This window comes from Stenomitos rutilans (assembly GCF_059505485.1).
Genome location: NZ_JCACKR010000167.1, coordinates 1 through 12,000, shown reverse-complemented (window position 1 = coordinate 12,000; position 12,000 = coordinate 1). Strand labels below are relative to the sequence as shown.

Sequence of the window (12,000 nt, the reverse complement as noted above, 5' to 3'; positions counted from 1 at the left end):
TTTTCTTTTGCTTGTATGAAACCACCCTGCCCAAACTTGGGGGCTAGGGGGCGAATTCCAGTAACCTTTGCGTAAGTCCTATGGATAAAGACTGAACGCAAAGTACGGCAATTGCACCTTGAGGCTTTGCAAGAGCCGAACTCACTGAAAGCAGCATTTTTGATAGATTAGGCATGAAGACAACGGCAACGTTGTAAGCCTGCTTTGGATGCGGGGTGTAGAGTAGAGGAAACGCTAAGGGTTCATCCTCTACTGCAAGCGCTGTCTAGGCTGTCGTACCTGCAAGACAATGCGGGCATGTTTTAAGAGAAAGACGCTGAATCCTCGGAGGAGAGGCATTAATGGCTGCAACTGACTTCAAAGATTATTACGCCATTTTGGGAGTGAATAAAACTGTCAGTGCTGATGAGCTGAAAAAAGCTTATCGTAAGCTCGCGCGAAAATATCACCCGGATATGAACCCCGGCGATAAAGCGGCTGAAGCCAGCTTTAAAGAAGTTAGTGAAGCATACGAGGTTTTGTCAGATCCAGAGAAGCGACAGAAGTACGACCAGTTTGGTCAGTATTGGAGACAAGCAGGGCAAGGAGGGTCGCCCTTTAGAACTCAGCCGCGCGGCTCTAATCCTGACTTTGATGACTTTGAGTTTGGTCAGTACCGCAACTTTGATGACTTCATCAACGAACTCTTGGGACGCATGGGCAGTGACCCCGGCTTTGGTCGAGCTGGAACAGGTGCCCGTACCTCTAGAAGTGCCCCTGGAGGGTTTGGAGATTTTTCGGGGTATGACGCTACAGGTGGGGGACTGGATGCGGAGGCCACGATTACGTTGACGCTGGCTGATGCTTTTCGTGGGGCGCAGAAGCGGCTGATGTTAGGCAACGAAGAGTTTGAGGTACGCATTCCGCCTGGTGCGAAACCGGGTAGCCGCATTCGGGTCAAGGGCAAAGGTCGGAGTAGCGCTTATACTCCCGGACAGCGTGGTGATTTGTATCTCATGGTGGCGATCGCACCCCATCCGTTCTTCCAGTTTGAGGGCGATAATCTCACCTGTGAAGTGGCGATCGCGCCTGATGAAGCCGTTTTAGGCGCTCAGATCGAAGTCCCGACACCGGATGGCAACGTCACGGTAAATGTTCCGGCGGGCATTCGCTCTGGACAATCGCTACGGCTGAAGGGGAAAGGCTGGCGCAATCCGAAGGGCGATCGTACCGATCAAATGGTGAAGGTTGTCATCGCCACCCCTAAAGAAATCAGCGCTACCGAACGCGAATACTACGAAAAAATTCGCTCCATTCGCAGCGTTGATCCACGCAGTAACTTGAAGAATGTACGGCTATAAACAGTCGTTATGCCGTTACCCCCTCAGTGGCATTATGATTCTGTAGGTCTGAATCGATGTTAATGAATGGCGAAACTCTACTACCGCGGCATGGTTGAGCAAAACGGCAAACCCAAGATTGGACGAAGTGCCCGGCTGTTAGGAGTCAGACCTAACGTTGACATTGATATCGAGCAGATGCCTTCTGGATGTGTAGATGAGCAAGGCTATTTGAGACCGGAAGCTGAACGGGAGTATGAAGGGAACACTGTAGCCGTTGCCTTCAAAAATGGCAAAGGAATGTCTGTCTCACTGACGATCGAAGGTTTGCCAGCGTTTCGTAAACCTGTCAAATTTGGCGGTACGAGTCGAGATCTACTTTGGCAAATTGATGACAACAAGCTTACCGATGATCTGGAAGCGGTTCAGGATAGCCCTCACACGTTAGCATTTTGCCAAGCGTTACAATGCTTTTAGAGAAATATGAAGCAGCATTAGCAAATACTCAAAACGAATGGGAAAAGGTTGAGTAATCTGATATCAATACTTGGAGCCTATTCGATGGTATGGATATTTAGTCTGTCAGCAGAATGCGGCTCAGATGGAAGCAAAGCGAAGCTGTTTGCTCAACATTTTGATGGAGTAACCTGGACACTCTCAAATGGTCGCCACTGTCAATGCAGAGCGGATATCTTTCAAGATAGTGACGAAAACTAGGTGGTGCCGAGTCTGCCCCAACAATACTAGTGAGATTGGAATTGAGTCTCCTGAAAGTGCCTATCTAATGACAGAGTTGGGAATTTTCTTCTATCAGCACTTACGATCAGCGATCGCATTTCGTTATGCCTTAGTTGGGGTCGAAGTTGATGAGTTCAGGACTTACAGCGAGTTATTGGAGGATACTTCTGAGTTGTCCATTCCAGGCTTAGTTTTAGCCACAGAGGTTGGGCAACAATTACAGTTGTCTTCAGCTTATCGAACCTTCAGTCCCGGCTATATCTGGCTGCCTTACGAAGGTGAAATTTACAATCCGCTCATGACATCCCCAAGCCTGAAGAACAAGCTGAACGAATTGTTGCTGGCAAGCTGAATACAGTCTGATTTTGACGCGGCATAACAAATCGAGGTAGCCAACCACTGAGCGATTATGTGTTAGATAGTTCAGGTTATCAGCACGGCTCATCCCAAGGGATCGCCTCCAGAAGCGCCTTAGAATCTGCTATCGCACCAAACACGCCGCCCTGCATTTTGACCATGTGGAGGGCAGCTAAGTGGTTGCTGTGGTCAGTGGCAGCGGTGCAATCAGAAAGCAAGAGACATTCGTAGCCACGATCGTTGGCATCGCGCATGGTGGTGTGGACGCAAACATCGGTGGTAATGCCTGCTAGCAGAATGTTTTGGATACCCAGACGTCTGAGCAGCAAATCTAAATCGGTGGCATAAAAGGAGCCTTTGCCCGGTTTATCGATGATCGGTTCACCGGGTAAGGGAGCGAGTTCGGGAATAATTTCCCAGCCCGCTTCCCCGCGCACCAGCACTTTACCGCATGGGCCTGGGTCGCCAATGCCTGCCCCGATCTGGCGCGATCGCCACTGTTTATTTTCTGGCAGATCCGCTAGATCAGGACGATGCCCCTCGCGCGTATGCATCACGTGAAAGCCTTTTGCTCGCATGACCTCCAGTACCGCTTTGATGGGCGCGATCGGTGCTCGTGTCAACGAGAGATCGTAGCCCATCTGATCCACATAGCCACCCATGCCGCAAAAATCGGTTTGCATGTCGATAATGAGAAACACCGTGTTTTCAGGACGCAAATCGCCGTTGAACGGGTACAGATATGGCTCTGAGGTCACGTAGCAGCCCATGACGAGTCTCCAAAAGGGTGGTTGGGAAAGAGAGCAGTACCGCCCGCAATGACGTTTTAAGCTGCTGACGGCATTTTGCTACAGAGGAATGAGTCGCGATCGAACCAAAGACGCAAGCAAAGATGGAGCGCTATTTCACAACAGAATCTTTCAGAGGGACACCTTCGTACGATCGCGTCGGCGCAGAAAAGCCACAAGATGTGCCGTCTGTATGAATCACCTCATCTTCCCAGGGGAGGCGATAGGCGTGGTTGACCAGATCTTGCATGTAGGTGTAGGGGCAATCCTGAGCGCCCCCCTTCACGGCGACATACCCACGATGCCCAAACTGGTAGATATTGTTTTCCACTGACCAGTGGCGACGGGCCTCCTGAAGTAATTTAGGACGCACTTCTCCGGTAATAATCTCATTCGGGCGACCATTTCCCGTCACAAGCGGCACGCCATCATAGTTGACGATCATCCCTTCGCCCATTGAGTCAAAGGAGCCGTCCGAGCCACACATACAGACCGATGCGGTGTAGATCAAATTACAGAAGGCATTTGCCTGGTTGGTAATTTGCCAGGAGTGCCGAATGGGAGCCGTGTAGCCTGCGGTTCGCAGCATGATGTCAGCCCCTTTGTATGCACATTCTCGTGCCATTTCAGGGAACATGCCATCGTGGCAAATGATGAGAGCCAGCGTGCTACCGTTCGGCCCTTCGCAAACCGGAATCCCTAAATTGCCGGGTTCCCAGGGTTCTACAGGCACCCAGGGATGGAGCTTGCGGTAGTAGAGCTTTAGTTCACCCTTGTCGTCGAGAATGATGCCGCTGTTGTAAGGGCTGCCGTGAGGGTTGTACTCCATGATAGAGAAACAACCCCAAATTTTATGCTCTTGGCAGGCAGCGCTAAAGGCTTGCACTTCGGGGCCATCCAGACGGCACATAATCTCTGGATTGGTATCCATTGAGAGGCCATGAAGGGCATACTCTGGGAAAACGACCAGATCCATCGTAGGCATATTGCGCCGTGCCTTACCAACCATGTACACGATGCGCTCTGTCTGGGCTGACAAGTCATCAGGGGTGACGACGTTGGGCAGTTGCAATTGCACTAGACCGAGTACAACCCCATCGGGGGACTTATTTAAGCCGCCAAGTCCACTCATGTAAACCTCCTACTGGTTGCGTGGTAGGGATAGCAGAGCTATACCATCTGGAGTTTAGACGTGAGACGACCGTGCTGTAAAGCAACGCGATCGTCCAACTCAGCGGTCTAACGCCAGCACATAACTGCGCTTTTAATAAGGATTTACAGAATCATGGACACTCAATGAGTATCAAGCAGCACTTTTTAGTTGCTTTAGGGCACCAATTCCATCGCGATCGGTGCACATCTGACTGTCCCATCTCAAGGTGCAGACTTTTGTAGTTTGAGCAACTCGCTCTGAATCTGCTGCTGAAGCGCCGGATCACCCTCTTTACGGCGAGTCAGTTCGTTAAATTGAGAGATGGTTAAGCCACTGTCTTTAATAATCTCGGCAGAACGCTTCAGAAAGCGACCACAGATATCATGAACAGCCGATGGAATGTTTTGCTGTCGGCAAACATCCTCTGGGACATTACCACCCATGATTTTTTTCGCTTCAGCGTAGTCTTGCTGGCGCTGCTGCTCAATATAAAACGCAGCACGGGCATACTGACTCACCTGAGTGGAGCTGGATTGGGCATAAGCAACCCCTATGAAGGGAGACTGCTGCATCAAAAGTGGAGCATAGCTGACCAATAAGCCCATCGTTGAAAGAGCGCCAACCACAAAAATCTGTGTAGCAGCATTAAAAGAGGGTCGCAAAAGGCTGACAGAACGTTGCATCATAGTTGTGTGTGACACTGCAAAAACTAGCACACTAGAGGTTTCAATAAGCTTTGAATTATTTTAGACGCGATAAGTTCCAGTAATCTGTAAGGATTTAGAAAATTAGCGGCTTGAGATGAGGCAAACGGTGACACAACGCAATGGATTGTCTCGCCAACCTCCTATTGCTCTTGCCATGTGACCGATCGATTCCACCACCTTCGATGATGGATAGCGAACCGATGCAGTATGCCCTAGCCCTTACAGTCACAAGCCTGTAACTTGAATTTGCGTCGCATAAACAGCTAATCGCAATGACTGAGCAAAGGCAGTCCATTCCATTGCAACTTATGGTACGGCAGGAAGCAGTCTTAGTCGTACTGACGCAGGTAAATTTTTCAAGTGCCCCATAGTTACAGGCTGATTGACAGACAAAAGTTTTGCAAGGCTGTCCGCTCCGTTGCTCATCGGCCCTGCACTCAAAGGCTATGGCTTACGCAACAGCCGGAGGAAACGGCCCTGGGCTGAGGTTTTGGTCGGCAGTTGCACCCCTGCATCAAATGATGCAACTTGCCCATGCTTCGCCAGAGGGTTTTTACGCCCGGTGCTGTCTGAGCGCTGTCCCTGCAGCTACCTAGCCCGGTTGTTTAGGTTGCGGTTGGTGCCAAAGTTTAAAGCCGTGGTATCTTGCAGCGATAAGACCACCGGATGGCGACGCACCTGTTGCCGCACGCCTGCTCGTGGGCTGGCGAGCCTTTGGGGAGCCTTGACGCGCGGATTGAACCAAAATCGGTAGAGACTCTGAGCTTCAATCCGATTGGCGCTCGCTTGTGACACGCTTTGGTTGGGACAGGTACTCAGAGTTCGCAAGACGGAGCGTCAGTGTTGCCCGTGTCGAACATCTTCCAAGCTAGCCTCGCTGATTGCTTAGCTTGTCCCATCCTGCCTAGCCTTTTCATCCTGCTCGCTCGTCATGGCTCACTCTCTTCTCGCAACCAGACGCTAAAAACCCTATCCCGCTACACTGCTACCCACTTCTGCATAATGCATAGCACTAAAGTGCAGGGCTGACGGTGCGAAACCCGTTCAAACGGTTTGCCAGTCGCTTTCAGTCCTCTACCCTTCGGGAAGGCGGAGCCTATAACGGGCTTTCCGTTGTTAGCCCGTTCGCATCGTGTTTCCGTAGCTTTAGCTTCCCGTAGGGTAGGCATGACTTTGAGTTCAGTGTGGGGCAAGGCGATCGCCAGCCATGCCTGAAATACGGCTTCTTGAGCATGATGCAAGATGTGAGTTAACCCTGTATAAGCTATTCATCGGACACTTATGCAGCTTGTGCTAGGGGCTGTCGTCGATGACTCATACACATAACTTGCAGCAAGGGTTCCAGCCCCTAGCCTTGTTTGTGAGGACGGGCGCGGTAAGGCTGACAGACAAGGTTTTTGAGCTTAATTGGTGACGCGCTCTAGCACCTTGCTAAGGCTGGTGCGTTAACTTTCTAATCTGCGGAAAGCCTTAAGGTCACCTTTTCTAATCAAACTTTTGACTGCTCGTCAAAGGGAAAACAACTGCCTTTGCAGCCGTGAAAGACGCTGATGACTGGGGTGACTATGCGGCTCTTGGAAGGGATACAACCCTGATTGAGCGAAGCTGTGCTAGGCGTAACAGCGAGTGGGCTAATCTTTAAGAATGCCTGAAATTGGCTCTTCTTGTAGGAGCTTAGTGCTTCTACAAGAAGAGCGTTTTCGCTATAAATCCTAGATAGACCTCACCTTTTTACAGATGCAGCCGCTTCAGATTTGGGGAATGCTAAACCGCAGAAACCCCAGAATGTTGTGTTCGTACCTGACAGTTTCCTGTATCGCGTGTGTCACAATGTAAACGGTTTTCACGACCACCTAACGAAGAACATTAACCATAGGCATGAGCAATGGAAGCGATTTATCAGTACGCCTGGCTGATTCCAGTCCTGCCGCTGGCTGGTGCGATGATTGTCGGCTTGGGTCTGATCTCCTTTAACAAAACGACGAATCAGCTACGGCATGTTAATTCAGTTTTTATCGTTTCGCTGATCGGCGCAGCACTGGTCTTTTCTTTGGCGCTGCTTTGGAGTCAGTTTAGTGGTCATGCTCCTTACACACGGATGATTGAGTGGGCATCAGCAGGCGACTTTCATCTCAGCATGGGGTACACGATCGACCACCTCACGGCTTTGATGTTGGTCATTGTGACTACGGTTGCCTTCCTCGTCATGATTTATACCGATGGCTACATGGCGCATGATCCTAGCTATGTACGCTTTTATGCTTATTTAAGTTTATTCAGCGCTTCGATGCTGGGGCTAGTCGTCAGCCCGAATCTGGTACAGGTCTACATCTTCTGGGAACTCGTAGGGATGTGTTCCTACTTGCTGATCGGCTTCTGGTTCGATCGCAAAGCGGCGGCTGATGCCTGCCAAAAAGCATTTGTGACTAACCGGGTCGGTGACTTTGGCCTGCTATTGGGTATTTTGGGGCTTTACTGGTCAACGCGTAGCTTCGACTTTGCGACGATCGGAGAACGCCTTCAAGACCTGGTACAGACAGGCGCGTTGAGTGGTGGACTTGCCGCTTTGTTTGCCATTCTGGTCTTTTTGGGGCCTGTTGCAAAATCAGCTCAGTTTCCGCTCCACGTTTGGCTGCCCGATGCGATGGAGGGGCCAACCCCGATTTCGGCGCTCATTCACGCTGCAACGATGGTAGCCGCAGGCGTTTTCTTAATCGCCCGCATGTTTCCGGTGTTTGAAGGCATCCCGGTGGTGATGGATGTCATTGCCTATACGGGTGCTTTTACCGCCTTTCTCGGCGCGTCGATCGCCATTACTCAGAACGATATTAAGAAAGGGTTGGCCTACTCCACGATGTCCCAGCTAGGCTATATGGTCATGGCGATGGGCGTTGGTTCCTACAGTGCGGGGATGTTCCACCTGATGACGCACGCTTACTTTAAGGCAATGCTCTTTCTGGGTTCTGGCTCGGTCATTCATGGGATGGAGCATGTGGTTGGACACAACCCAGCCTATGCTCAAGATATGCGGCTCATGGGTGGACTGCGGAAGTATATGCCCTACACGGCTATCACGTTCTTGATTGGGACGCTAGCGATTTCGGGCATTCCACCCTTTGCAGGCTTCTGGTCAAAAGATGAGATTTTGGGGAATGCGTTTGCTGCCAATCCAGTGCTTTGGGGTGTGGGCTACCTGACAGCAGGGATCACAGCTTTCTACATGTTCCGCATGTACCTCTCCACGTTTGAAGGTGGTTTCCGGGGGAATGATCCGTTCATGCGCCAAACGATTAAGGTCGAACAATTGCAATTGCAAGGAGCCTCGATCGGGCCAGGTGCGATGAATCCCCAAGAGCTAACGCTGGAGACTGCTCACAGTCACGCTGAAGAAAGTCACGGTCACGACGAGCATCACAGCGAGTTTCCCCATGAATCTCCCTTCACTATGACTCTGCCGCTGGTTGTCCTGGCAGTACCGTCGATCTTGATCGGGTTGGTCGGTACACCCTTTGCCAACTACTTTGAAGCCTTCATTCATCCTCCAGGCGAAGCGTTAGAGCTAGCGGCAGAAGGCGGCGAGAATCTGGGCGAATTTTTCGTGATGGCAGGTAGCTCTGTTGGGATTTCGCTCATTGGTATCTCTCTGGCAATTTTGATGTACGCGCAGAAGAAGATTGATCCAGCGGCGATCGCGGCTAAGATCCCAGCGCTATACCAGCTCTCTAAGAACAAATGGTATATCGACGATATCTACTACGACGTGTTTGTAGTGGGCAGTCGTCGGTTGGCACGGCAGGTTCTAGAGGTGGACTCCAAGGTTGTCGATGGGGTGGTTAACTTGGCAGGTCTAGTCACTCTGTTCACGGGGGAAGTGCTGAAGTACTTTGAAAACGGGCGTGCTCAGTTCTACGCGCTGATTGTCTTTGCAGCGGTACTGGGGTTGGTGATTTTCTCAGGCATAGCTTAAGAAGTTGTTAGTTGTTCGTGGTTCGTTGTGAGAGGCAGATACAATTTTCTTGCAGCTAACCGCGCAACGCTAGCAACAACTGGGCAGGGCTTTAGATCGCTAGTGCTTGAGCTAAGTATAAAAGCAGGCTTCATTGCTGTAGCCGCCTGAAATGAATTGCTTGAGCATCTGCTTTGGCAACGAACCGCTAATAGCTAATCACAAAAAACTACTCACTGGTTACTGATGCTTACTGCTCATTTTCCCTGGCTCACCACTAGCATCCTGTTCCCGATCGCAGCCTCGCTGCTGATTCCGTTTATCCCCGATAAAGACGGTAAGACGATTCGGTGGTATGCCCTTGTCATTGGGCTGATCGACTTTGCGCTGCTGGTATATGCCTTTTACAGCTACTACGACTTTTCTAGCTCAAAGATGCAGCTTTTCGAGAGCTACACCTGGGTACCTCAGCTTGATCTGAGATGGTCAGTTGGGGCGGATGGGCTTTCGATGCCGCTGATCTTACTGACGGGGTTCATTACCACGCTGGCAACGCTGGCTGCCTGGCCTGTAACCTTAAAGCCACGCTTGTTCTACTTCTTGCTGTTAACCATGTATGGCGGACAGATTGCGGTCTTCGCCGTACAGGATATGCTGTTGTTTTTCCTCTCATGGGAGCTGGAACTGATCCCCATTTATTTGCTGCTATCAATTTGGGGTGGTAAGAAGCGTCAGTACGCGGCGACTAAATTTATCTTGTATACCGCCGGAGGATCGCTATTTATTCTCCTGTCTGCTTTAGCGATGGCGTTTTATGGCGATACCGTAACGTTTGATATGCAGTCGCTGATGCAAAAAGACTTTCCTCTGAAGCTTCAACTTTGGCTGTATACGGGCTTTTTGATTGCATACGCAGTGAAGTTACCCATTATCCCACTGCACACCTGGCTACCCGATGCACACGGCGAGGCGACGGCTCCTGTACATATGTTGCTGGCAGGCATTCTGCTAAAAATGGGCGGCTATGCGCTGATTCGCATGAATGCAGAGATGCTCCCTGCGGCTCACGCTACCGTTGCACCAGCACTGATTATTTTAGGTGTCGTCAACATTATTTATGCTGCGCTCACCTCGTTTGCACAACGCAATTTGAAGCGTAAAATTGCCTATTCTTCAATTTCTCACATGGGCTTTGTACTACTGGGGATCGCGTCTTTTACCGATTTGGGTTTGAGTGGGGCCGTACTGCAGATGGTGTCTCATGGTTTGATTGGTGCTAGCTTGTTCTTCCTGGTGGGCGCAACGTACGATCGCACCCATACGCTGATGCTGGACGAAATGGGTGGGGTCGGTCAAAAAATGCCCAGAATTTTCTCCATGTTTACCGCCTGTTCACTCGCATCCCTAGCGTTGCCCGGTATGAGTGGTTTTGTAGCAGAACTCATGGTGTTTGTTGGGTTTGCCACGAGCGATGCTTACGCACCACCATTTAAGGTGCTTGTGGTCTTACTGGCAGCGGTCGGTGTGATTCTTACCCCCATTTATCTACTGTCGATGCTACGCGAGATCTTTTACGGACCTGAAAATAAAACGCTTACCTCCCACGAAGTGCTGGCAGATGCAGAACCGCGTGAGGTATTTATCATTGCAGCGCTGTTAATCCCTATCATTGGGATTGGCCTGTATCCTAAACTGCTCACTCAGATCTATGACGCGAAGACCCAGCAAGTAACGGCTCGGCTTCGGGAGCAGGTGCCATCTCTCGCGCAGACGACTCCAGTTGAAGCAGGAGTACTTCAATCGCTTCAGCCGAAGCTACTGAAAGCACCTGTTCTTGAGCGTCTCTCGTAAGCAGTAAGGCTGTCTTCTAAAAAACTTCGACGTGACTGAATCAATCTCTGGCTACGAGGATCGATCAAGATCTCAAGCCAGAGATTTTTAATGAATTGCTAAATAATTGCCTAGAATACGAAGGCATCAAACTTAAGAGGCTGTCAGGCAGTAGAGGCTCAGCCTCAGTCGCCGTTTACCTTAAGATGTTTTCGATGTCATATGACAGATGTACCATATGCTTCTTTTATGACATCTTTGACCCACGAATTCTTACTAAAAGAACTGCCTGCTTCTTGCCGACCCGACATACTTTCTCCAAGATGGCAGACATTAAGACTAGTGGCTGATCAAGATCAAACTTATGGGAGGGAGTGGAGACGTCAATAAGTCGTTCAGCATAATCCCTCAGCCACCCATTCCTTAAAGCTGGCAATCTACTAGCCTGTGTGAAGAGAGCGCTATTTTATGGTTGAGCCACTGCTAGAAAATCGTGACTACACTGTCATTGCTGCTAAGACAGCCTCTAGCGTTACGCCCACGTCGCCAGGGTTTACTACTAGTTGGGTTGCTGCCCATGATGCCGTAATGGCGCTCGTGAAAAAATGCGAGGAGCTTGATCCCGACGGTATTACTCTCTACATTTCCTCGCGGCAAGAGGCATCTGACTCGTTCAAGCAGTCCAGGAAGGTGACTCCCGACAAGTTGGAGTCCCTGTTTGAAGCGAATTATCCACCGGATAGCTTGAATTTGTTGGATGGTCTGCAAGCCGCGTTAGATGACTATTTTGCACAGAAGGCAGTGGGGCAAACCAAAGCAAATGGCGAAATCATTATTGTGCTGATTGATGGGGAACCGCACGATCGCATGGCGATTGCTAGAGCGATCGTGCATGCAACGCAGAAGATGGATCGAGACCAGGAGCTTGGGATTGGCTTTGCTCAGATTGGCGATGACCTGATCGCCAGAGGCTTTTTGACGGCTCTGGATGAAGACTTGCTGACCAACGCGGGGGCGAAGTTCGATATTGTGAATACTCGCGTTCTAGAAACGATTGGAGAACGTTGCCTCACAGAATTTCTGCTGGATATCGTGCGTCGTTAATTTAACGTCAGTTCGACGAGGTCAAAAGATCGCTGGAGGCAGTGCTGGTAAGCCTTTG

General features: G+C 50.4%; 11 protein-coding genes. 6 read left to right on the top strand and 5 right to left on the bottom strand.

Annotation, left to right across the window (positions count from 1 at the left end; translation table 11 throughout):
• The first annotated feature begins 341 nt into the window (after positions 1-341).
• The 3 genes from AC5JLP_RS33585 to AC5JLP_RS33575 all read left to right on the top strand — a co-directional run bounded on the left by AC5JLP_RS33585 (position 342) and on the right by AC5JLP_RS33575 (position 2,409).
• Positions 342-1,340 carry a DnaJ C-terminal domain-containing protein gene (locus tag AC5JLP_RS33585; RefSeq protein WP_496072229.1) on the top strand — a complete coding sequence of 333 codons (999 nt, stop codon included), beginning with the start codon at positions 342-344 and terminating at the stop codon, positions 1,338-1,340.
• A gap of 66 nt (positions 1,341-1,406) precedes the next feature.
• A complete protein-coding gene (locus tag AC5JLP_RS33580; RefSeq protein ID WP_496072228.1) occupies positions 1,407-1,796 on the top strand; it encodes a Tse2 family ADP-ribosyltransferase toxin in 390 nt (129 codons plus the stop codon).
• A 307-nt stretch (positions 1,797-2,103) separates the two neighbouring features.
• The gene (locus tag AC5JLP_RS33575) at positions 2,104-2,409 is read left to right on the top strand and encodes a hypothetical protein (protein WP_496072227.1); all 306 of its coding nucleotides are present in this window, start codon (positions 2,104-2,106) and stop codon (positions 2,407-2,409) included.
• A gap of 79 nt (positions 2,410-2,488) precedes the next feature.
• On the opposite strand, the gene biuH is transcribed toward AC5JLP_RS33575, so the two are convergent.
• From biuH to AC5JLP_RS33550, 5 genes are all read right to left on the bottom strand, one after another.
• The gene (biuH, locus tag AC5JLP_RS33570; protein WP_496072226.1) at positions 2,489-3,184 is read right to left on the bottom strand and encodes a biuret amidohydrolase; all 696 of its coding nucleotides are present in this window, start codon (positions 3,182-3,184) and stop codon (positions 2,489-2,491) included.
• 130 nt (positions 3,185-3,314) lie between these two features.
• Positions 3,315-4,334: a formamidase gene (locus tag AC5JLP_RS33565; protein ID WP_496072225.1), complete on the bottom strand. Its 1,020-nt coding sequence runs from the start codon at positions 4,332-4,334 to the stop codon at positions 3,315-3,317.
• A gap of 242 nt (positions 4,335-4,576) precedes the next feature.
• On the bottom strand, positions 4,577-5,041 hold the full coding sequence (locus AC5JLP_RS33560; protein ID WP_496072224.1) for a DUF4168 domain-containing protein: 465 nt from the start codon (positions 5,039-5,041) through the stop codon (positions 4,577-4,579).
• Positions 5,042-5,650: 609 nt separating this feature from the next.
• Entirely contained in the window at positions 5,651-5,857 is a 207-nt protein-coding gene (locus tag AC5JLP_RS33555; RefSeq protein WP_496072223.1) for a hypothetical protein, read from the bottom strand.
• Positions 5,858-6,039: 182 nt separating this feature from the next.
• On the bottom strand, positions 6,040-6,303 hold the full coding sequence (locus AC5JLP_RS33550; protein WP_496072222.1) for a hypothetical protein: 264 nt from the start codon (positions 6,301-6,303) through the stop codon (positions 6,040-6,042).
• 644 nt (positions 6,304-6,947) lie between these two features.
• Between AC5JLP_RS33550 and AC5JLP_RS33545 the strand changes: the two genes are divergently transcribed.
• The 3 genes from AC5JLP_RS33545 (at position 6,948) to AC5JLP_RS33535 (ending at position 11,942) form a co-directional block, all read left to right on the top strand.
• The gene (locus tag AC5JLP_RS33545; RefSeq protein WP_496072221.1) at positions 6,948-9,029 is read left to right on the top strand and encodes an NAD(P)H-quinone oxidoreductase subunit 5; all 2,082 of its coding nucleotides are present in this window, start codon (positions 6,948-6,950) and stop codon (positions 9,027-9,029) included.
• A gap of 225 nt (positions 9,030-9,254) precedes the next feature.
• On the top strand, positions 9,255-10,859 hold the full coding sequence (gene ndhD1, locus AC5JLP_RS33540; protein ID WP_496072220.1) for a photosynthetic/respiratory NAD(P)H-quinone oxidoreductase subunit D1: 1,605 nt from the start codon (positions 9,255-9,257) through the stop codon (positions 10,857-10,859).
• Positions 10,860-11,306: 447 nt separating this feature from the next.
• Positions 11,307-11,942 carry a vWA domain-containing protein gene (locus tag AC5JLP_RS33535; protein WP_496072219.1) on the top strand — a complete coding sequence of 212 codons (636 nt, stop codon included), beginning with the start codon at positions 11,307-11,309 and terminating at the stop codon, positions 11,940-11,942.
• Positions 11,943-12,000 lie beyond the last annotated feature (58 nt).

Excerpts from the sequence above, each read along its gene's own strand:
- AC5JLP_RS33580 (WP_496072228.1), top strand. The coding sequence starts at position 1,407 with ATGGCGAAACTCTACTACCGCGGCATGGTTGAGCAAAACGGCAAACCC.
- AC5JLP_RS33560 (WP_496072224.1), bottom strand. The coding sequence starts at position 5,041 with ATGATGCAACGTTCTGTCAGCCTTTTGCGACCCTCTTTTAATGCTGCT.
- AC5JLP_RS33585 (WP_496072229.1), top strand. The coding sequence starts at position 342 with ATGGCTGCAACTGACTTCAAAGATTATTACGCCATTTTGGGAGTGAAT.
- AC5JLP_RS33565 (WP_496072225.1), bottom strand. The coding sequence starts at position 4,334 with ATGAGTGGACTTGGCGGCTTAAATAAGTCCCCCGATGGGGTTGTACTC.
- AC5JLP_RS33545 (WP_496072221.1), top strand. The coding sequence starts at position 6,948 with ATGGAAGCGATTTATCAGTACGCCTGGCTGATTCCAGTCCTGCCGCTG.
- AC5JLP_RS33575 (WP_496072227.1), top strand. The coding sequence starts at position 2,104 with ATGACAGAGTTGGGAATTTTCTTCTATCAGCACTTACGATCAGCGATC.
- biuH (WP_496072226.1), bottom strand. The coding sequence starts at position 3,184 with ATGGGCTGCTACGTGACCTCAGAGCCATATCTGTACCCGTTCAACGGC.
- AC5JLP_RS33535 (WP_496072219.1), top strand. The coding sequence starts at position 11,307 with ATGGTTGAGCCACTGCTAGAAAATCGTGACTACACTGTCATTGCTGCT.
- ndhD1 (WP_496072220.1), top strand. The coding sequence starts at position 9,255 with ATGCTTACTGCTCATTTTCCCTGGCTCACCACTAGCATCCTGTTCCCG.